Annotated in this window: 16 protein-coding genes and 1 pseudogene; 6 read left to right on the top strand and 11 right to left on the bottom strand. The window is 63.0% G+C overall.

Features of this window, described 5'->3' with window-relative positions; all coding sequences use genetic code 11:
* Positions 1 to 27: 27 nt before the first annotated feature.
* From QEN71_RS11485 to QEN71_RS11475, 3 genes are all read right to left on the bottom strand, one after another.
* A complete protein-coding gene (locus QEN71_RS11485; protein ID WP_201652574.1) occupies positions 28 to 3,663 on the bottom strand; it encodes a hydantoinase B/oxoprolinase family protein in 3,636 nt (1,211 codons plus the stop codon).
* 47 nt (positions 3,664 to 3,710) lie between these two features.
* Entirely contained in the window at positions 3,711 to 5,018 is a 1,308-nt protein-coding gene (locus QEN71_RS11480) for an MFS transporter (protein ID WP_201652576.1), read from the bottom strand.
* 175 nt (positions 5,019 to 5,193) lie between these two features.
* Complete coding sequence (locus QEN71_RS11475) at positions 5,194 to 5,967, bottom strand: putative hydro-lyase (RefSeq protein ID WP_201652579.1); 774 nt, start codon at positions 5,965 to 5,967, stop codon at positions 5,194 to 5,196.
* Between the two features lie 226 nt (positions 5,968 to 6,193).
* Between QEN71_RS11475 and QEN71_RS11470 the strand changes: the two genes are divergently transcribed.
* Complete coding sequence (locus QEN71_RS11470; protein WP_201652582.1) at positions 6,194 to 7,126, top strand: LysR family transcriptional regulator; 933 nt, start codon at positions 6,194 to 6,196, stop codon at positions 7,124 to 7,126.
* A 19-nt stretch (positions 7,127 to 7,145) separates the two neighbouring features.
* On the opposite strand, the gene QEN71_RS11465 is transcribed toward QEN71_RS11470, so the two are convergent.
* A complete protein-coding gene (locus tag QEN71_RS11465) occupies positions 7,146 to 7,865 on the bottom strand; it encodes a FadR/GntR family transcriptional regulator (RefSeq protein ID WP_201652585.1) in 720 nt (239 codons plus the stop codon).
* Between the two features lie 194 nt (positions 7,866 to 8,059).
* Between QEN71_RS11465 and QEN71_RS11460 the strand changes: the two genes are divergently transcribed.
* From QEN71_RS11460 to QEN71_RS11445, 4 genes and pseudogenes are all read left to right on the top strand, one after another.
* Complete coding sequence (locus tag QEN71_RS11460) at positions 8,060 to 8,206, top strand: hypothetical protein (protein WP_158512216.1); 147 nt, start codon at positions 8,060 to 8,062, stop codon at positions 8,204 to 8,206.
* A gap of 62 nt (positions 8,207 to 8,268) precedes the next feature.
* On the top strand, positions 8,269 to 9,552 hold the full coding sequence (locus QEN71_RS11455; RefSeq protein WP_201652588.1) for an MFS transporter: 1,284 nt from the start codon (positions 8,269 to 8,271) through the stop codon (positions 9,550 to 9,552).
* Between the two features lie 46 nt (positions 9,553 to 9,598).
* Complete coding sequence (locus tag QEN71_RS11450; RefSeq protein ID WP_201652591.1) at positions 9,599 to 11,146, top strand: UxaA family hydrolase; 1,548 nt, start codon at positions 9,599 to 9,601, stop codon at positions 11,144 to 11,146.
* Positions 11,147 to 11,190: 44 nt separating this feature from the next.
* Positions 11,191 to 11,382, top strand: a pseudogene (locus QEN71_RS11445) (alpha-hydroxy-acid oxidizing protein); the annotation flags it as partial.
* 16 nt (positions 11,383 to 11,398) lie between these two features.
* Here the strand turns inward: QEN71_RS11445 and QEN71_RS11440 are convergent.
* The 7 genes from QEN71_RS11440 to QEN71_RS11410 all read right to left on the bottom strand — a co-directional run bounded on the left by QEN71_RS11440 (position 11,399) and on the right by QEN71_RS11410 (position 18,762).
* Entirely contained in the window at positions 11,399 to 11,740 is a 342-nt protein-coding gene (locus tag QEN71_RS11440; protein WP_201652594.1) for an L-rhamnose mutarotase, read from the bottom strand.
* 51 nt (positions 11,741 to 11,791) lie between these two features.
* Positions 11,792 to 12,952, bottom strand: a complete 1,161-nt coding sequence (locus tag QEN71_RS11435; RefSeq protein WP_201652598.1) for a mannitol dehydrogenase family protein — start codon at positions 12,950 to 12,952, stop codon at positions 11,792 to 11,794.
* Between the two features lie 24 nt (positions 12,953 to 12,976).
* A complete protein-coding gene (locus QEN71_RS11430; RefSeq protein ID WP_201652601.1) occupies positions 12,977 to 13,984 on the bottom strand; it encodes a zinc-binding alcohol dehydrogenase family protein in 1,008 nt (335 codons plus the stop codon).
* Between the two features lie 147 nt (positions 13,985 to 14,131).
* The gene (locus QEN71_RS11425) at positions 14,132 to 15,148 is read right to left on the bottom strand and encodes an aldo/keto reductase (protein WP_201652602.1); all 1,017 of its coding nucleotides are present in this window, start codon (positions 15,146 to 15,148) and stop codon (positions 14,132 to 14,134) included.
* A gap of 69 nt (positions 15,149 to 15,217) precedes the next feature.
* Entirely contained in the window at positions 15,218 to 16,165 is a 948-nt protein-coding gene (locus tag QEN71_RS11420; protein ID WP_201652605.1) for an ABC transporter substrate-binding protein, read from the bottom strand.
* A 40-nt stretch (positions 16,166 to 16,205) separates the two neighbouring features.
* Positions 16,206 to 17,237: an ABC transporter permease gene (locus QEN71_RS11415; RefSeq protein ID WP_201652607.1), complete on the bottom strand. Its 1,032-nt coding sequence runs from the start codon at positions 17,235 to 17,237 to the stop codon at positions 16,206 to 16,208.
* Positions 17,230 to 18,762, bottom strand: coding sequence for a sugar ABC transporter ATP-binding protein (locus QEN71_RS11410; RefSeq protein ID WP_233471963.1), 1,533 nt, complete (start codon positions 18,760 to 18,762; stop codon positions 17,230 to 17,232). Before QEN71_RS11410 ends, QEN71_RS11415 begins: the two co-directional genes overlap by 8 nt.
* A 273-nt stretch (positions 18,763 to 19,035) precedes the next feature.
* Between QEN71_RS11410 and QEN71_RS11405 the strand changes: the two genes are divergently transcribed.
* Positions 19,036 to 19,737: a FadR/GntR family transcriptional regulator gene (locus QEN71_RS11405; RefSeq protein ID WP_201652611.1), complete on the top strand. Its 702-nt coding sequence runs from the start codon at positions 19,036 to 19,038 to the stop codon at positions 19,735 to 19,737.
* Positions 19,738 to 20,376 lie beyond the last annotated feature (639 nt).

Genomic DNA, 20,376 nt, shown 5'->3' with positions numbered 1-20,376 from the left:
CTAATGGCAACCGCCACGGGTCGGGAGTCAGATTTCCCCGAAACCACCGCCCCCCGGCGTTTCGACGACGAACACATCTCCTGCCTCCATCTCGACACTCGCGATGTGACCTAGTGCAACGATCTGACCATCCGCGCGTTCGACCCGATTGCTGCCGTGTCTTCCCGCGCGTCCGCCACCCGCACCGAAGGGCGCATGAATGCGGTTATTCGACAGAATCGATGCCGTCATCGGTCTGAGAAAGCGAATCCGCCGGATCGCACCGTTCCCGCCGTGCCAGCGTCCGGGGCCACCTGATTTCGCCCTGATCAGATGCGATTCGAGCCGCACCGGGTAGCGCCATTCGAGTACTTCGGGATCGGTCAGGCGTGAGTTGGTCATGTGCGTCTGCACGGCATCGACGCCGCTGAAACCGTTGCCCGCGCCGCTGCCGCCTGCGATCGTTTCGTAGTATTGGTAGCGGTCATCGCCGAAGGTGAAGTTGTTCATCGTCCCCTGGCTCGATGCCACGATACCGAGTGCGCCGTACAGCGCATTGGTGATTGCCGACGATGTCTCGACATTGCCCGACACCACCGCCGCCGGATATACCGGATTGAGCATCGAATGGTCGGGAACGATCACCGACAATGGTTTGAGGCAGCCCGCGTTCAGCGGGATATCGTCGCCAACGAGTGTGCGAAACACATAGAGCACAGCGGCCATGCAGACCGCCTTCGGCGCATTGAAGTTGTTCGGCAACTGCGCAGACGTGCCGCTGAAATCGACCGTCGCGCTGCGTGTGGTGGCATCGACGCGGACCGCGACGGCGATCACCGCGCCGTTGTCGAGTTCGTAGCGGTAGCTACCATCCTTGAGCGCCCCGATCACGCGGCGCACGGCCTCTTCGGCGTTGTCTTGCACGTGACGCATGAAAGCGAGCACCACGTCGCGGCCGAATTGCGCGACCATGCGGCGCAATTCGTCCACGCCCTTCTGATTCGCGGCGACCTGCGCGCGCAGATCGGCCATGTTCTGCACGATATTGCGTGCGGGATAGCGGCCCGACGCGAGCAGCGCACGCGTTTCGGCGTCGCGCAATACGCCTGTGCGCACCAGCTGCCAGTTGTCGATCAGCACGCCTTCCTCTTCGATATGTGACGAGGACGCGGGCATCGAGCCCGGCGTGATGCCGCCGATATCCGCATGATGGCCGCGAGAGCCGACGTAGAAGAGGGGTTCGGACGAACCGTCCGCGAATACGGGCGTAATGACGGTCACGTCGGGCAAGTGCGTGCCGCCGTGATACGGGTCGTTCAGCATGAACACGTCGCCATCGCGCATGGCGCCGCGGTTGCGCTCGATCACGGTACGGATGCTTTCACCCATCGAGCCCAGATGCACGGGCATGTGCGGCGCGTTGGCAATCAGGTTGCCTTCGTCGTCGAAGATCGCGCACGAGAAGTCGAGACGTTCCTTGATGTTGACCGAATACGCCGTATTTTGCAGGCGCAAGCCCATCTGCTCGGCAATCGACATGAACAGATTGTTGAAGATTTCGAGGCGAACGGGGTCGGCCTCGGTACCGATCGTGCGGCGCGTGGGAAGCGGCTGCACGCGCGTCATGACCACGTTGCCCTGGGCGGTGAGTTCGGCCTGCCAGCCCGGTTCGACCACGGTCGTGCCGTTCTTTTCGGCGATGATCGCCGGACCGTCGAGCGTGTCGCCGGCGCGCAGTGCGTCGCGTTGAAAGAGCGATGCGTCGTGCCACTGACCGCCCGAGTACATGCGTACGGTCGTCTGTGCACGAAGCGCGTCGTTTGCCTCGCGTCGCGGCAGGCTGCCGGTGTCGACAGGCGCATCGGAATGGCCGATGGCCTCGACGGAAGCGAGTTCCGCGATGAGCGGCGTATCCGTCATCAGAAACGCGTAGCGTTGACGATAGGCCGCCTCGAACGCGGCGCGCATGTCGTCGACGCTGCCCGCCGGCACGGCGAGCGACGAATCGGTACCCTGATAACGCAAGTGCACGCGCCGCTCGGTCGTGATACGCGTGGCGTCCACATTCTGATCGAGCAGTGCGCGTGTCGCATCGTCCGCGAGCGCATCGAGTGCGGCGTCGAGCACAGGCAGAGAGGCATCGTCGAGCGTGATTTCGAGCGCACGCTCGCGCATGGCCGTCTGATCCGCGAGTCCCATGCCGTAAGCGGAGAGCACGCCCGCGAGCGGATGCGCGAACACGCGCGTCATGCCGAGCGCATCGGCCACGCCGCAGGCATGCTGGCCGCCAGCGCCGCCAAACGTGGTCAGCACATACTGCGAGACGTCGTGGCCGCGCTGCACGGAGATCTTCTTGATCGCGTTCGCCATGCTGCCAATGGCGATCTCCAGATAGCCTTCGGCCAGTTCTTCGGGTGCGCGCCGCTGGCCTGTCGCCGCAAAAATCTCATCGGCGAGGGATTGAAAGCGGTACGCGACGACGGCGCGATCGAGGGGCTCGTTTGCGTGCGGACCGAACACACGCGGGAAATAGTCGGGCTGGATCTTGCCCAGCATCACGTTGCAGTCGGTGACCGCGAGCGGCCCGCCGCGCCGGTACGCCGCGGGGCCCGGATTGGCGCCCGCCGATTCCGGGCCGACGCGCAGTCGCGCGCCATCGAAGCCGAGCACGGAGCCACCACCTGCCGCCACCGTATGGATGCTCATCATCGGCGCGCGCATGCGCACGCCAGCCACCTGCGTTTCGAACACACGCTCGAACTCGCCGTTGAAGTGCGACACGTCCGTCGACGTGCCGCCCATGTCGAAGCCGATGACGCGCTCGAAGCCTGCCGCCTGCGCTGCGCGCACCATGCCGACAATGCCGCCCGCCGGGCCGGAGAGAATCGCGTCCTTGCCCTGAAAGACGTCGGCCCGCGTCAGTCCGCCGCTGCTTTGCATGAACTGCAGGTTCACGCCCGGCATTTCATGGGCGACCTGATCCACATAACGACGCAGGATCGGCGACAGATACGCATCGACGACAGTCGTGTCGCCACGCGAGACCATTTTCATGAGCGGCGAGACTTCGTGGGACACCGAAATCTGCGTGAAGCCGGTGCGACGCGCGATGTCGGCCAACTCACGTTCATGCGACGTGTGACGATAGCCGTGAATCAGGACGATCGCGAGCGCGCGGAGGCCGCTGTCGTAGATCTCGGTCAGTGCGCGCTGTGCCGCGTCACGATCAAGCGGCGTGACGACTTCGCCCTGTGCGCTCATGCGTTCGTCGATTTCCACCACGCGCTCATAGAGCGCTTCCGGCAATGCGATGTCGAGATCGAAGAGCCGTGGGCGGTTCTGGTACGCGATGCGCAAGACATCGCGGAAGCCTCGCGTCGTGACGAGCGCGACGGGTTCGCCCTTGCGTTCGAGCAGCGCATTGGTCGCGACGGTGGTGCCCATCTTGACCATCTCGACCAGGCGCGGCGTGATGGCTTCGCCTGCCTGCAAGCCGAGCAGATGACGAATGCCGGCGACGGCCGCATCGCGATACTGTTCGGGGTTTTCGGAGAGGAGCTTGTGCGTGACAAGCGTGCCGTCCGGGCGACGCGCGACGATATCGGTGAACGTGCCGCCGCGGTCGATCCAGAACTGCCAGCGGGACGGCGTGAAAACATCGGAGGCTTGATGGTGCTTCGTCATGTCGTGGTCCTGATGCGAAAAATTCAATACGGTGCGCAAGGTGCAGTTCAGGCAGCTTCGAGTTCGCGGCCTCGTGTTTCGGGCAGCGTGAGCGCGGCGACGATCAGTACGCCATACGCAGCCACCGCAAACAGGCCGATACTCGTGCCGAGGCCGAAGCGGCTCGACAGCGTGCCGATCAGCACGGGGAACAATGCGCCGATCGCGCGGCCGACGTTGTAGCAAAACCCCTGGCCGGAGCCGCGTACGCGAGTCGGAAAGAGTTCGGTGAGAAATGCGCCCATGCCGGAGAAAATGCCCGACGCAAAGAAACCGAGCGGAAAGCCGAGCCACAGCATCGACGCATTCGTCAGCGGCAACGAGGTGTACGCGAAGGCAATCGCCATCGAACCCAGCGCGAACAGAATGAAGTTCGGTTTGCGGCCAATGCGGTCCGTGAGCCAGGCGCTGCACAGATACCCCACATACGAACCCGCGATGATCATCGCGAGGTAGCCGCCCGTGCCCATCACGGTCAGATGACGCTCGGTCTTGAGAAAGGTCGGCAGCCACGTCGTGATCGCGTAGTAGCCGCCCTGTGCGCCCGTCGTGAGCAGCGCGGCGCGCAGCGTCGTCGAAAGCAGTCTGGGTGAGAAGATTTCAGTAAAGCGAGGCTTATCCTGCGTGTGCTGCTGACGGACTTTTGCGTGCTCGAATACTTCGGGTTCCTTCACGTAGCGGCGAATGAAGAGCACGAGCAGCGCCGGCACGAGTCCGATCAGGAACAAGGTGCGCCACGCGATTTCCGGCGCCATCACGGAAAACAGCACGGCGTAGAGCAGGGCGGCCATGCCCCAGCCGAGCGCCCAGCCCGACTGAACGAGACCGACCGCCTTGCCGCGATCGCGTGCGCGGATCACTTCGCCGATCAGCACGGCACCCGCCGTCCATTCGCCGCCGAAGCCGAAGCCCATCAGCGCGCGCGCCGCGAGCAACTGGCCGTAGTTCTGCGCGAGACCGCACAACGCGGTGAACACCGCGAACCACAGCACGGTGAGCTGCAACGTACGCACGCGGCCGATGCGATCGGACAAAATCCCCGCGATCCAGCCGCCGAGCGCGGAGGACAGCAGCGTCATGGTGCCGATGAAGCCGGCGTCGGCGAGCGAGATGCCCCAGGTCGCGACGAGTGTCGGAATGACGAAGGACAGCATCTGCGTATCCATGCCGTCGAGCATGTAGCCGACCTTGCAACTCCAGAACGCGCGACGGGCGCGTGGACTGGCTTCGGCGTACCAGGAAAGCGCTGGCGTGTCGGCCGTTGCGTTCATGTCGGCGTCATCGTCGACGTTTGCCGTGAGTGTCTTGCTGTCCATCTGTTGCTCCCGTGGATAGACGCATGAGTAACGAGCGAAGCCGCGCAGGAGCGTAGGGATGCGTCATTCCCTCCGGGCCGGATGGCCGGATGGCTTCGAGATACTGTGGGTGATGCCTTGAACCGGCGGCGGCGCGGCGACGGTCGATGTCGCGCCATGCGCGGCGCTGGAACGGTCAGAAGATGGCCAGCGACGCGTTGGTGATGTCCGTCATCAGCATGTGGCCCGGCGCGTGCGCGATGGCGAGCGGCAGCTTCGCGGCCATCAGCGCGGTTTGCGGCGTCACACCGCACGCCCAGTAGACGGGCAGCTCGCCTGCGCGGATCGTCACGGCATCGCCGAACTCAGGGCGCGCGAGATCGGCGATTCCGAGTTCCGCCGGATCGCCGATATGCACGGGCGCGCCATGCACGCCCGGAAAGCGGCTCGTGATCTGCACGGCGCGGATCGCGTCGGCGCCGCGCAACGGGCGCATCGACACGACGAGTTCGCCGCCGAAAACGCCTGCGGGATGGTTAGCGATCGTGGTGCGGTACATCGGCACGTTGCGGCCTTCTTCGACGTGGCGAAGCCCGATGCCTTCCTTTGCGAGCATCTGCTCGAACGAGAACGAGCAGCCGATTGCGAAAACGACGAAATCGTCTTGCCAGAGCGCCTCGATCGATTCGACGCTCTCGCTCAGCTTGCCGTCGCGATAGATGTTGTAGGCGGGCACGTCGGTGCGGATGTCGATATCGCGCCCGAGCACCGGCACGCGGAAATCGCCCGGTTCACCCACGCCCAGTAGCGGACACGGCTTCGGATTCGCATGGCAGAAGCGCAGAAAATCGTGCGCGTGCGCGGCGGGCAGGATCGCGAGATTGGCCTGCGCGTAGTCGCCGCAATGGCCGGCCGTCGGACCGCGGAAGTCGCGATGGCGGACAGCCTGGCGGAATTCGAATGGAGTCATGGTGTCGGCGTGCTCGTGCGGGTTGCTCTGGTTCGTCTGCTATGAAGTGAGATGCGTGAAACATTGTTGCTGCGTTCAAACAAAGCATAGAAAAGAAGAAAATTTGACGCCAACTAGTTTTATTTGCATCGCATGGATAGAATTTCTTAACGACTTCGCGGGTTTTCCCGAATCACGTCGATATTTTTGAAGCGCTTTCTTTCGTCGCCCAGGCGGCCTTCGCCCTATGAATACGCGCTTTCTCGAGACTTTTGTCACGCTGGCCAAACTGCGCAGCTTCCGCACCACGGCGACCGCATTGCACGCCACGCCCGCTGCGATCTCGCAGCGGCTGAAGGCGCTGGAAGACGAGTTGCACACCACGCTCGTCGATCGCGAGAGCCGCGATTTCCGGCTCACGGCGAACGGCGAATATCTGCTGGGCTATGCGAAGGCCGTGGTGGAAGCGACGCGTCAGTTGCAGGCGGCGGCCTCGCATGAAGGCGCGATGCGCGGCAAGCTGCGGCTCGGCGTGATCGAGACGGTCGTGCATAGCTGGCTCGCCGATTACATGCGACGCCTCGCCGATGACTTCCCGCAACTCGAAGTCGAACTGGCCGTGGACGTGAGCGTGGTGTTGCAGCGGCGTCTGATGGCGGGAGAGCTTGATCTGATCATCCGCGTGGAAGGCAGCGACGAGGAATCCGTGGTGTGCGATGCGCTCGCCAACTATCCGGTGCACTGGATCGCGCGCGCGGGTCTGCTGCCGCTTTCGCGCAGCGGGCTCGCCAAGCGTGTGCTGCGTCATCCGATCCTGACGTTCGGGCGCGGAACGGCGCCGCATCGTGCGCTGGAGGACATCGTCGGCAAGCTGGCGCTCGCGAATGGTGTACCGCTGGCGGACACGCGCATCACGGGCTCGCCGTCGATCTCGGTGATCGTGCAACTCGTGCGTGATGGATTCGGCGTGGCGGCGATACCGCGTCTTTTCGTCGACGATCTGATCGCGCGCGGCGAGGTGGTGGAGTTACCGTTGCTGCCTTCGCCGCCTTCCATCGTGGTGTCGATGTCGCGACGCTCGGACGCGCCACTGTTCGTGCACGGCGCGGCGAATGCGGCGCGTACGGCGTGTCATCAGTATTGCGCAGCGGGGGATCAGCGCCTGATTGAACGCCTGTAAAGCCAGGGGCAGGTTGTTTTCAGCGCCGCTTCGCATTCGGCCGCTCGCCGGCGATCACCCGTTCCAGCGACATCTTCAGGTGACGCTGCATGCTCGCCTGAGCCTGGATCGGATCATGTGCTTCGAGCGCTTCGAGGATCAGGCGATGCTCATCAGGAACCGCGCCCCATGTGCTCTCGTTTTCGAAATGGCCGCGCAGCTTTTCGGACAGCGGGCTGTGTCGCGCATCGAACAGTGAGCTAACGGTGCGCACGAGCACCTCGTTGCCGGTCATCTGCGCGATCGCGAGATGAAATGCGCGATCGGCGGCGACGGGAATCCGTCCCGAAGAAACTTCGTGCTGCATCTCGTCGTACAGCTCGCGCAGGTGCTTCAGCTCCTTCGCTTTGCAAAACGGTGCGACGCTTGCCGCAATCGAGCCTTCGATCACACAGCGCGCAAGCATGATGTCGAGCAGGCTGTCGCCGAGTTCGGCGCGCGACAACGGCTCCTTGCTGTGCGCCGGCGGCGTTGCGCACACGTAGACGCCGGAGCCCATGCGGATTTCGACCAGCCCTTCCAGTTCCAGTGCAACCAGCGCCTCGCGCACCGACGGGCGCGACACCGCAAGCGCTGTCGCGAGTGCGCGCTCAGAAGGCAAGCGGCCGTTCGGCGCGAACTCCGGCTGCGCGATCAGATCGCGCAGCTTCTCCGCGATCTGCAGATAGAGGCGGCGAGGGTCGGCGGGTTTGTCTGTCACAAGCTTTCCTGACGAGGTGGCGCGGGTATTCGCCGTTGGGCGAGCGCCGATTGTAGATCGAAGGGTGCTGCCCGCAAACGAACGACGCGGCGCGACAGCGGACGTTCGTCCAACCCGGGATTTCCCGAATTTTCCGATAATTGGCTTGACCACTTACCGGTGGCATTTTAATTTGTCGCATCTGGTAAGGCCAGATGGATTCTGGTGTGCGGCGCGGCTACCGCACGGCGAAGTTCATCGTGCTGCTGCGCGCGCCCGGCGGAGGCGCCACGCCGTTGACACTGCTGCCGTGCGAGCGGGTGCCGTGGAACGGCGATGCGCTGCGCGCCGCAATCGCATAAGTCGCCCGCATTGCGCGCGATCAGGGAACCGGTCCCATATTCGATCACGGAGGAGACATGCCATGCGCAAAATGCGTTGGGTGGTGATTTTTCTAAGCTTTCTGGCGATTGCGGTGAACTACATCGATCGTGCGAATCTGGCGGTTGCGGCGCCGGAGATCGAAAAGGCGCTGGGCATCGGACCGGCGGAGATGGGCTTCATCCTGAGCGGCTTCTTCTGGACCTACGCGTTGATGCAGATGCCGTTCGGCTGGTTCGTCGATCGCGTCGGCGCACGTATCGCGTTGCCGCTCGCCGTTGGCTGGTGGTCCGTGTTCACCGCGTTGACCGCGGCGACAAGCAGCGTTGCGGGGATGTTCGGCTGCCGGCTGCTGCTCGGCGTCGGCGAGGCGGGCGCGTATCCGTCATGCGCGAAGCTCGTGAGCCAGTGGTTCCCTGTCAAGGAGCGCGCGCTCGCGACGAGTATCTTCGATAGCGGTTCACGTGTCGGCTCCGCGCTGTCGATTCCCGTCGTCGCGCTGATCATCAGCTCGGTCGGCTGGAAAGCCGCGTTCGTCATCACGGGTGCGCTTGGCGCGGTATGGATTCTCGGCTGGTTCGTGATCTACCGGAACCCCGAGCCGCACGATACGGGCAGCTCGAAAGCGGCCGCCAACGCGCCCGGCGTCAGACAGCGCCAACGCGTCACGTGGGGCTCGCTGTTTCGCCACCGCACGCTGTGGGGAATGATGCTCGGCTTCTTTTGCCTGAATTTCGTGATCTATTTTTTCATCACGTGGTTTCCGAGCTATCTCGTGCAGACGCGCGGCTTCTCGCTGAAATCGCTCGGCACGCTCGGGATGATTCCGGCGCTGATCTCGATCCCGGGCGGCTGGCTCGGCGGTTATGTGTCGGATGCGCTGTTCCGGCGCGGCTGGAGCCTGACGGCTGCGCGCAAGACCTGCATGGTCGGCGGCATGCTGTTGTCGTCGGTGATCACGCTGTCGGCATTCACGGCGAACGTTTATCTGATGCTCGCGTTCTTCGGCATCGCGTACGGCAGCCTCGCGTTCGCCGCGGCCAGCATCTGGTCGCTGCCGGGCGACGTCGCGCCGACGCCGGACCATGTCGCATCGATCGGCGGCATTCAGAACTTTGCGTCGAACCTCGCCGGCATCGTGATCACGACATTCACCGGCGTGATGGTCGCCATGACCAAGGGCTCGTTCACGATTCCCCTTGTCGTGGCCGGTGGCTTCTGTTTTCTCGGGGCGTTCAGCTATCTGGTGATCGTGGGCCGCATCGAACCGCTGTCCATTGCTTCCGATTCCGAAGAAGCGTCGACGCGTGTGACCTCAACGATCTGACGTAGCGGGCAGCCGCCCCGCAATTCATTCCATTCGAGGCTTTCTCATGTTGACTCAAGCTGGCAGCGCGCCCCAGGTGATTCGTCTGCATCCGAACGACGATGTAATCATCGCGACCCGGCAGTTGTTGCCCGGCACGCGCATCGACGCAGAACGACTGGTCGTGACAGGACTCGTTCCGCCCGGCCACAAGATCGCTACGCGCGATATTGCGAAGGGCGAGCCGGTCAAGCGCTACAACCAGATCATCGGTGTGGCGCGCGAAGCGATCGCGCGTGGCCAGCACGTTCACGTGCACAACCTCGGCATGTCCGAATTCTCGCGCGATCATGCGTTCGGCGTCGACACGCATCCGACCGACTACGTCGCCGAGCCCGCGCACTTCATGGGCATTCGCCGCGACGACGGCCGCGTCGCGACCCGCAATTACATCGGCATCCTGACGAGTGTGAACTGTTCGGCCACGGTCGCGCGCGCGATCGCCGATCACTTCAGGCGCGACGTGCGCCCCGAAGCGCTCGCCGACTTCCCGAACGTGGACGGCGTCGTCGCGTTGACACACGGGCTCGGCTGCGGAATCGACATGCAGGGAGAAGGCATCGCCGTATTGCGCCGCACGTTGGCCGGCTACGCGGTCCATCCGAACTTCGCGTCGGTGATGTTCGTCGGACTCGGCTGCGAGACCAACCAGATCGACGGCGTGCTCGAAGCGGCCGGCCCGGCCGGCAAAGAGATGAAGCTGCGCAGCTTCACGATTCAGGACAGCGGCGGCACTCGCAAGACGATCGAGCGCGGCGTCGCGCTGGTCAAGGAAATGCTCGCCGACGCGAACCGCGTTGAACGCGTGCGGGTGCCCGCGTCGCATCTGTGCGTCGGTCTTCAGTGCGGCGGTTCGGACGGGTATTCGGGCATTTCCGCGAATCCCGCGCTAGGCGCCGCAGTCGACCGGCTGGTGGCGCACGGCGGCACCGCAATCCTCTCGGAGACGCCGGAGATCTACGGCGCCGAGCACCTGCTGACGCGCCGCGCCACGAGCCAGGCGGTGGGCGACAAGCTGCTCGCGCGGATCGCGTGGTGGCAGGACTACTGCACGCGCAACGGCGGTGCGCTCGACAACAATCCGTCGGCCGGCAACAAGGCGGGCGGCCTGACGACAATCCTCGAAAAATCGCTCGGTGCGGTCGCGAAGGGCGGCACGACGAATCTCGTCGAGGTCTACGAGTATGCGCAGCCTGTCGACGCAAAGGGCTTCGTATTCATGGACTCGCCCGGCTACGATCCCGTGTCGGCGACGGGGCAGGTCGCCTCGGGCGCGAACCTGATCTGCTTCACGACGGGGCGAGGCTCCGCATATGGATGCGCGCCGTCGCCTTCGCTGAAGCTCGCGACCAACACCGCGCTGTGGGAGCGGCAGGAGGAGGACATCGATCTCAACTGCGGCGGCGTTGTCGATGGCACCGCCAGCATCGACGAGCTGGGCGAAGCGATTTTCCGGATGATGCTCGACTGCGCATCCGGCACACGCTCGAAAAGCGAGCTGCATGGCTACGGGCAAAGCGAGTTTGTGCCCTGGCAGGTCGGCGTGGTGACCTGAGAAGCGATGCGTGCCAGAGAGGCGAACAGAAGAGCAGAACTGTATTGAAACGCCGCCTTTATTCAGGCCGCGACGTGAACCGCGCGCACAGCATCGACGATCTGCGCGCGATGGCACGCAGGCGGTTGCCCAACTTCTGTTTCGAATACATCGAAGGCGGCGCCGAGGACGAGGCGACGCTGCGTCGCAATCGGGACGTGTTCGACGAAATCGCGTTCTTGCCGCGCACGCTCGTCACCCCAGCAGGTCCGCTCAAGGCTGTCGACGCAGGTCAAATATCGGCTGCATCCGAATCCACTTTTCGCCTGCTGGCGTCCACGGCGTGGCGGCCTGGAATGTCCACATTAATTCCTCCCACTTGCGAATCACCGGATGCGATTGAGCCGCTCGGGACATCTTGTCCTGGTCGAAGACCATATCGTCTGTGTCCATTACCATGGTCAGACGCGTTCCAAGCCGGAAAATTTCCATCCCCACCACGCCATGCTCGCGCAGATGGTGCAGCACTTCAGGCCACACGTGACGATGATGTTCTTCGTAGCTTTCGATCAGCGCCGGGTCATCTTTCAGGTCTAGCGCGAGGCAAAAACGCATAACGACTCCGCGTCGGGGATAGGTGAAAAGAATGGTGCGAGTGACGATGCGTCACGACGCGTCCGCCTTTTGCGCCGAAGGCATCGCTTCGTGCCGTGCGAGTGTAACGCGCAGGCGCGTCTGAAGAGGCGGCACCGACAGCGAATCAGCCAGATCGATCAGCGGCAGAATCCGCCGGCGAACCTTCTCAGGATGGTTGCTGGCGATGTCCGCGATGCGATGGCGAAGGTAGGGATTGAGAAAACGTTCGCGCACGCTCGCGGCATACTGCTCCGCACGATTGCGCAGACCCATCGCATCGAAAACGGGCAACACTTCTTCCGCCCACACGGCTTCAAGACCGTCGCGCAGGACCGCGTCGTTCATCGCTTCGACGACGGTCTCGGTGGCACTTCGTCCGTGCGCAAGCCACTGGTCGGCGAGCCAGGTATGTCCGAGGTTCAGAAAGAAGAGCTTCAGTTGCTCATAGCTGCGCAGGTCCTCCGTCACGACGATATTTTCATGCGTACACGGCAGGTCCATGCCCGGCCGTCGCTCGATTGCCCACAGCGCATAGGGTTCGGCGACTGCGCCCACCGGCTCGATCGGCTCGGATACGATCCGGTCGACCAGCGAATTGATCCACACGCATCGCTGCGACAGATACGCGATAAACGACGCAGGCGCTTCCCATCGTTCGGCGAGGCCAATGACCAGATCGCGAAGCGTGTCCCCATTGCTGGCGACGAGTTCGCAAGGGAAGACGGATACGCCCGAGTCCGGCCGTTCGCGCCATCGGGCATGAAGGAGGGCGAGCAGCTTCGCGGGATAGCTATGTGGCACGGGTCCGTCGGACGCGAGAACGGCAGCGGTATCACGTGGATCGAGACAGTAGCCCGTGTCGCCCGTGTTCGAGACGATGGCGCGCACGTCATGAATCACGGCGCTCCGGATCGTCGCCCAGTCGCGATCGGCAATCCACGCGGCTCCTATGGCGCGGCCGTGAACCACTTTGTCCACGATCGCACCGCGCTCCCTTCCACGGATCTTCACCGGGTAGCTGCCCGTCTCGTTCAATGCGGCGACGCGCGCGCGGCTCGAAGGGTTGCTCGTGGTCTGCACGACGCTGATGCCGCCGATTGCGTCGCCGCGTTCAAGGGCTTCCGAAACGAACAGCGCGACGTGTGCCAGCAGAAACCGGCTGGTGCCGAATTGAAGAATGGGTTCACTCATCTCGAACGATTCCAGCGGTTTCGGTTAGCACTCGACCAGCGCCTTGACGACGGTCCGTCCAGGCTCGAGCAGTTTGGGAAACTCGGTGGGAACATCGGACAGGCTCATCCGGTGCGTATTGAGCGCCTTGTCGGGAATGCGGCCCGCCCGCATCGCATCAAGGACCGTCTCGAAGTCTTTCGCGGTCGCATTCCGGCTACCGAGTAGCGTCGCTTCGCGCTTATGAAATTCGGGATCGGAGAACGAGATCTCGCCCGGCACGATCGAAATCAGCACGTACTTGCCGCCGTGCGCGATGAAGGCGAAACCGCGATTCATCGCCTTGACGTTGCCCGTCGCATCGAACACGACGTCGAAAAACTCGCCGCCCGTGAGCGCCGACAGTTCCTCGACGTCATTCGCTCCGATTTCCACCGTGGAAACCGCGAAATGCTCGCGACAGAACGCCAGACGATCGGCGCGCGTATCCAGGCAGGTCACGCTGGCGCCGCGCAGAGTCGCAAACAGCACGGCCGCCATGCCGATCGGACCCGCCCCGACGACCAGAACCCGCTGACCGGCCGACACATCGGCACGCCTCACGGCATGCGCGCCGATAGCAAGAAATTCGAGCATGGCGGCCTGATCCAGCGTCACGCCTTCGGCCCGATGCACGAACTGCGCGGGTACGGACAGGTATTCGGTCAACGCACCATCGCTATGCACACCGAGCACCTTGATGTTGACACAACAGTTGGTTTTGCCCTGTCTGCACGCGATGCAATGTCCGCATGACAGGTAGGGCATCACGTAGACGGTGTCGCCGGAGGTGACGTGCGCGCCGGGATCGGCTTCGACGACGGTCGCTGACAACTCGTGTCCCATGACGCGCGGATATTGCAGGTAAGGCTGGTTGCCCGAGTAGATGTGCATGTCCGTGCCGCAAATGCCGACACGGCGCACGCGCAACAGAACCTCGCCGTCCGCGCGCAGAGGCAGTTCGCGGTCTTCGTGGCGCAGCACACCGGGCGATTCGCAAATGACGCTAAGCATTCTGGCTTCCTCGTTATTGAGCGTATCGATCGCCGGACGGGTGATCGATTCTATGGAAATGACATGCATGGCCACCGGAAACGCGGGCGTGCGCTTCGGGCTCCAGAACATTGCCGCAACATGGCGGATGGGCACCGGTTCGCAGCGTCACGCGCACACTCCCGGCACGGGCGCCGACGGGTCGATCAGCCGCTCCGCCGTCAACGCGTCCCAGAGTTCCGGTGGAATGGGCGTGTCGAGCCACGCGAGATTTTTTTGCAACTGGTCGATGCTGCGCGCGCCGATGACGCACGATACAACTGCCGGGTGCGCCAGCGGAAACTGGAGTGCGGCGGCGCCGAGCGGCACGTCGAAGCGGGCGCAGATGTCGGCGAGACGGCTCACCCTGCGCGCGACTTCGGGCGGTGCATCGGCGTAATTGAACTTGCCGTTGCCGACCAGAACGCCCGAATTGAACACGCCGCCGGCGACGATCCTCACATCGTCGCGCATGCACCCGTCCAGCAACGGGGAGAGCGCTTCCTGTTCGAGCAGGGTGTAGCGGCCAGCCAGCAGGATAAGGTCGAGATCCGTCTCCTGCATCGCGTCGGCAGCGACCTGCCATTCGTTCACGCCGAGCCCGATTGCGGCAATCGCGTGCGAGTCGCGCAGTTCGGCGAGTGCCCGGAAGCCGCCCCCTCGTGTCAGTTGCTCCCAGTAGTGCGAATGCCGGTCGCCGTGCGTAGCGGCGCCGATGTCGTGCACATAGAGAACGTCGATTGTCCGCATCCCGAGACGTTGCTGGCTATCTTCGTACGAGCGCATGATGCCGTCGAACGTATAGTCGAAACGAGGCCGGAACGGAAGGGGTTGCGCCCACCCGTCGTCGCCCGCCTGAACGGTGTCGTCGGGCTGCATGAGCCGCCCGACCTTGGTGCTCAGCGCGTAATGCGCGCGCTCGCGCGTTTGCAGCGCTAGTCCGATTCGCCGTTCAGAGAGGGTATAGCCATAGAACGGCGCGGTGTCGAAATAGCGGATGCCGGCTTCCCACGCCCAATCCACGAGCGCGTTGGCCTCTCCGGCCGACATCGGCTTGTAGAGCCCGCCCAGTTGCGAGCAGCCCAGGCCGACTGTGGTCAGCGTCAATCCGTTGCGCGGTAGCGCGCGCGTCGCAATGGCTTTCATGGAGGCGATATCTGGATGAGTAAGTAAGCGGCCTGGCGGACGACCCGGCGCTGTCCGCCAGCACGTTCATCAGTAGAGAACGTTCTTTGCCTCGGACGAGTCGAGGTTCTGCTTTTCGACCATCATGACGCCCGTGTCCACCTGCTTCGACACGGATTTGCGCTCGATCACGCTGACGAGAGTCTGGATGCCCTTGTACCCCATCTGGTACGAGCTCTGGACCGCGATCGCCTGGATCGTGCCGTCGCGCACGAAGCCTTGCAGATCCTGGTTTCCGTCGAAGCCGATCGCCACCACCTTGCCGCCTTTTCCGGACTGCTGGAGGGCGCGCCCCATCCCTACGGCAGTCGGCTCGTTGGCGCCGAATATTCCCTTGAGGTCGGGGTTTGCCGACAGAACGTCAGTGGTCTGGTTCAGCGCGTTCGCCATCTGCGACTGTGAATAGAACGGTCCGACGACCTGCAGCTTCGAATGCGCGGCGATGTACTTGCGGAACCCGCCCACGCGACCGACTTCCGAGCCCGCGCCCGGCACATACGACATGATCGCCACCTTGCCGTTCTGTCCGACACGATCGATCATCGCTTTCGCACACAATTCGCCGGCTTTTGCATTGTCGGTCGATAGGAACGACTGATAGTACTGCTTGCCAGAATCGGACACCGATGAGTCGATGAGCACAACGGGAATATGCGCTTCCCACGCTTTCTTCATCGCAGGGACGAGGGCGTCGGGGTCCGACGGCGCGAGCACGATGCCGGCCACATGCCGGTTCACTGCGTTCTCGACCATGTTGACTTCGTCCGCGATGGCGGACTCCGCGGCAGGCCCCTGGAAGGTCATCGTGTAGCCCTTCGCATCGGCCATGGCGGCCGTTGCGCCTTTCTGAACGTTCTGCCAGTAATTGGAGTTGGCTGTTTTCACGATGACGGCAATTTCACCGCCCGCCGCCTGCGCATACACGCTGAACATCGCGCACGTCATGGCGGCCGCGGCCAGTATGGATAGCTTTTTCATGTCTCGCTCCTCGATTGTGGTCTGGGACTTCGTCTTTCGATTACAACTTCCGGTTCCGGAGTTGATCGATCCATACGGTGCCGAGAATGACGACACCGATGATGATTTGCTGGATGAAGCTGGACACGCCGTTCATGTTCAGACCGTTGCGCAGCACGCCGATCACGAACGCACCGATCGCGGTGCCGGAGATCGTGCCGACACCTCCCATCAGCGACGTGCCACCGATGACGGCGCTGGCGATGGCGTCGAGCTCGTACATCACCCCTTCGTTCGGCTGCGCAGTCACGAGGCGCGACATCAGCACACAGCCGGTGGCACCCGCCAGCAATCCCGAAAGCACGTAGGTGAACAGCTTGACGCCCTGCACGTTGACGCCGGACAGACGCGCGGCTTCCGCGTTTGAACCGACTGCGTAGATGTGACGGCCCAGCGAGGTTCGCGACAACAGAACCGAGACCGCCGCGAACAGGATCACCATGATGAGCACGGGATACGGAATGCCAGGGAAGACTGTGTCGGGGAAACCGTCGGCGCCCACGTGGGAGATCTTGAAAAGGGCGCCGTTGCCCAGTTCGCCGAAAGCATCGCCTAGCCCCGAGACAGGTCTTGCACCCGTTATCTGCAGCGCGATTCCGCGCGCGACCAGCATCATGCCGAGCGTCGCAATGAACGGAGGCAAACCCATACGCGTGACGCAGATGCCATTGACCCATCCGCACGCCCCACCGACGAGCACGCCGCCGAGCATGGCGACGGGAATGGGCACACCTGCCTTGACGAGAAGGGCCGCCGCGACCCCGGCTAGCGCCAGCACGGACCCGACCGACAGATCGATCCCGCCCGTGATGATCACGCACGTTGCCGCGACGCCGAGATAGGCAATGGAGGTGACCTGCAACGCGACCGTCATCGCGTTGCCGACGGAGAAGAAGGCGGCGCTGGTCAATGAAAACGCGACGATAAGGACAACGAGGCTACCCAATGCGGCGAATTTCTGAATGAGATCGCGACGTCGCTGTCGAGCCTGCTTTTCGACGGCCTGTGTGGCACCTGATGACATTTCAAGCATGACTTCTCCCCGATGCATGATGCAGGATCTCCTCCTGGCTGGTCTGACTGGTCTCGAGGACCGCGGTGATACGTCCTTCGTGAAAGACGGCAATGCGATCCGTCATGCCGAGCAGTTCAGGCAGTTCGGAGCTGATCAGGACGACGCCGACGCCGTCTGACGCGAGTCGGTCCATCAACCCATAAATCGCGTACTTCGCGCCGACATCGATGCCCCGGGTCGGTTCGTCGAAGAACAGGATGCGCGAGCCGCGGTATAACCATTTGCTGATCACGATCTTCTGCTGGTTTCCGCCGGAGAGATTCTTCGCAATCTGCCGGACCGTCGGCGTGCGGATGCCAAGCTCCCGCACATAGCGCCCAGCGACGGCCGCTTCTTCGGAGAAGCGCAGAAAGCCGCGCGACGAGATGGCCCGCACATTGGCGAGTGTGATGTTTGCCGAAACGGGCATGGAGAGCGCGAGACCATCCTTCTTGCGGTCTTCGGACAGATACGCTATGCCGTGACGGATCGCCTCGCGCGGCGATCCGATCGACACAGGGGTGTCGCCTAGCAGGATCGAACCGGAGTCGGGGCGATCGGCGCCGAAGATCGCACGCGCGACTTCGGTACGACCCGCGCCCATCAGGCCTGCGAAGCCAAGTATTTCGCCCTTGCGCAGTTCAAACGAAACGGGACCGAACGTGCCCGTCCGTTGCAGATCGCGCACGCGTAGCAGGAGCTCGCCGGTAGGCGTGGACTGGCGCGGCGGATAGGCGTCGTCGAGCGGACGTCCCACCATGCGAGCCACGATCTCGTTGATGCTTGTCGACGCAAAATCGCTTGTCGCAATGTGTCGGCCATCGCGCAGCACCGTGACGCGGTCCACGATTTCGGCCATCTCGTCCAGCCGGTGCGAGATATAAAGAATCGCCACGCCATCGGCGCGTAGCTCCCGGATGATCCGGAACAGCTGGACCGTTTCCGATTCCGTCAGTGAGGACGTGGGCTCATCCATGATCAGAACGCGCGCGTCCAGCGAGAGCGCCTTCGCAATCTCCACCATCTGCTGCTGCGCGATCGAGAGTGCGCCGACCAGCGTCACCGGCGACACGTTCAGCCCGATGCGTTGCAGACACTGCCGCGCATTGGCGTTAAGCGTGCGGTAGTCGACGAACGGCCCGCGTTTGGGTTCGCGCGCGAGGTAGATGTTTTCCGCGACGGACAGATGCGGAACGAGATTCAGCTCCTGATGGATGATCGCGATGCCGGCGGCCTGTGCTTCGGACGTCGAAGCAAACTGGACTGGTGCGCCTCGATAGCACACGGTGCCCTCATCGGCACGGTATTGACCGCTGATGATCTTCATCAGCGTGGATTTTCCGGCGCCGTTCTCGCCGCATACGGCATGGACTTCCCCTGCGCGTAGATCGAGATCGATGCCGTCCAGTGCAACGACGCCGGGAAAGCGCTTGCCCACACCCCGCAGTCGCAATAGGTCTTCCTCCGCAGGCGGCGCGAACGAAACAGCAGCCCCGCCGTGCAACGTCTCACCTGTCAATCTCGCCTCCAGATCGTTAAGGACATCGCCGCGTGCCGATGCCCCGCAAGCGGGAAAATTGGCCTGTCCAATTGGTAGCGAATTAAAGCCCGGAAGAGGGCATCTGGTCAAGCCAATATAGGTATTTGCGCATTGTTCTTGCCAATAAGGAATACCCTGGTACGGCGTCTTGCCGTGAGCAGCAAGCCTGAGAGGCCTGCGTGCTAGACTGCTGTCGCGGTCCGCGCATGCGGACGACCGACAGGAATACGGGTAGAAATGAAGCAAACCGAACCCAAGCGGCTTTACCAATCCGTTGCGATGCAGATTCTCGCGCTGATTCGTCAGGGAGGGATGTCGCCGGGAGCGCGTCTGCCACCCGAGCGGGAACTCGCAAATACACTAGGCGTATCGCGACCCTCGTTGCGAGAGGCGTTGATCGCGCTGGAGATCGGAGGGCAGGTTGAGATACGCATCGGCTCCGGCGTCTATGTCAGGGAACAGCCGGAGGGGGGCGAAAGTGTCGTGCCGCCACTGGGAGAAAGCCCTTCCGAGCTGATGCAAGCCAGAGCGGCGATCGAAGGGACTGTCATTGTGCTTGCGGCCGGCAAGTTCTCGGCGGCCGCGCTCGACCGCTTGGCTCGCACCGTGGAACGCATGAAAAAATTGGCAGCGGCGGGAAAATCGCCGATCGACGCTGACCGCCAGTTCCACATGCTGATTGCCGAAACGGCCGGCAACTCGGTTCTGAGTCGCTTCGTGGCGGAAATGTTCGACAGCCGGCACGATCCAATCGCCGCGGCGATTCGCGGTCACTCGGAGAGTACGGCGACCTGGTCAGCTGCGGTACGGGAACACGAGGAAATTCTCAAGGCGTTACAGCTGGCCGATCCCATTGCAGCGCAAACGGCGATGCGGGCGCACCTGAAGGCATCGGAGGACCGCTGGATCGCCGGGGCTCTGCAGCAGGGACCACATTGACTATCCGATGGGCAGGTCTTTGGTAAAAGCGCCCGGGCATTGGGACGTCCGCAATGGCGTGAGATTGCGCGAACATGGACGGGAACGGGTGTTGATCGAATCCATCACAAGGCGCTCCGCGGTGAGTGACCCGGACGGCCGCTTGTGAGCGGGATGGCGATGTTTGCAAAAGCTCGTTGAACGGCGGGAATGGGGCGCTTCATGCTTTCCGAATGAGGTGGATTCCCCGTGACAACGGTGCGCCCGTTCGCGAGACGCAGTGCGGCCAGGACGAGACATTCGGACGCATCGTCCCTTGGACATTCATACGTCCGCTGCAGCCAGGAAGCAATCAACCAGCTTGAGCAGTCGACCCTAAAGGAGCAGGCAGGTGTCGTTACGGATTGAGGACGGCTGCCTGACTCAACTTCTTTTCGTTCCCGAATAGTCAGTCTGTGGCGCAAGCGCGGACCTTGGTTCAGTTGGCGCCAGTTCACAACGCCAGAGCCGCGGACGACATTCTGTTCCCTCCCACCCCAGACATTTCCAAGCGGGCAGCGACGCCCCCTGAAAGACTCATTGCGTTCCTCATGCACCTTGCATGAATTGTTGTATTGCCACCTCGCCTCGCATCTTTTGACATTTGTTACTAAATGTTTC

This window comes from Paraburkholderia sabiae, from assembly GCF_030412785.1.
Lineage (GTDB): Bacteria > Pseudomonadota > Gammaproteobacteria > Burkholderiales > Burkholderiaceae > Paraburkholderia > Paraburkholderia sabiae.
Note: the sequence above shows the minus strand (reverse complement) of the source record. Positions and strands in the feature narration are given on the sequence as shown.

What these genes read in the sequence shown, in the direction of transcription:
- QEN71_RS11430 (WP_201652601.1), bottom strand. Translation starts at nt 13,984, where the DNA reads ATGCTTAGCGTCATTTGCGAATCGCCCGGTGTGCTGCGCCACGAAGAC.
- QEN71_RS11425 (WP_201652602.1), bottom strand. Translation starts at nt 15,148, where the DNA reads ATGAAAGCCATTGCGACGCGCGCGCTACCGCGCAACGGATTGACGCTG.
- QEN71_RS11460 (WP_158512216.1), top strand. Translation starts at nt 8,060, where the DNA reads ATGGATTCTGGTGTGCGGCGCGGCTACCGCACGGCGAAGTTCATCGTG.
- QEN71_RS11415 (WP_201652607.1), bottom strand. Translation starts at nt 17,237, where the DNA reads ATGCTTGAAATGTCATCAGGTGCCACACAGGCCGTCGAAAAGCAGGCT.
- QEN71_RS11450 (WP_201652591.1), top strand. Translation starts at nt 9,599, where the DNA reads ATGTTGACTCAAGCTGGCAGCGCGCCCCAGGTGATTCGTCTGCATCCG.
- QEN71_RS11455 (WP_201652588.1), top strand. Translation starts at nt 8,269, where the DNA reads ATGCGCAAAATGCGTTGGGTGGTGATTTTTCTAAGCTTTCTGGCGATT.
- QEN71_RS11480 (WP_201652576.1), bottom strand. Translation starts at nt 5,018, where the DNA reads ATGGACAGCAAGACACTCACGGCAAACGTCGACGATGACGCCGACATG.
- QEN71_RS11440 (WP_201652594.1), bottom strand. Translation starts at nt 11,740, where the DNA reads ATGCGTTTTTGCCTCGCGCTAGACCTGAAAGATGACCCGGCGCTGATC.
- QEN71_RS11475 (WP_201652579.1), bottom strand. Translation starts at nt 5,967, where the DNA reads ATGACTCCATTCGAATTCCGCCAGGCTGTCCGCCATCGCGACTTCCGC.
- QEN71_RS11435 (WP_201652598.1), bottom strand. Translation starts at nt 12,952, where the DNA reads ATGAGTGAACCCATTCTTCAATTCGGCACCAGCCGGTTTCTGCTGGCA.
- QEN71_RS11485 (WP_201652574.1), bottom strand. Translation starts at nt 3,663, where the DNA reads ATGACGAAGCACCATCAAGCCTCCGATGTTTTCACGCCGTCCCGCTGG.
- QEN71_RS11405 (WP_201652611.1), top strand. Translation starts at nt 19,036, where the DNA reads ATGAAGCAAACCGAACCCAAGCGGCTTTACCAATCCGTTGCGATGCAG.
- QEN71_RS11420 (WP_201652605.1), bottom strand. Translation starts at nt 16,165, where the DNA reads ATGAAAAAGCTATCCATACTGGCCGCGGCCGCCATGACGTGCGCGATG.
- QEN71_RS11470 (WP_201652582.1), top strand. Translation starts at nt 6,194, where the DNA reads ATGAATACGCGCTTTCTCGAGACTTTTGTCACGCTGGCCAAACTGCGC.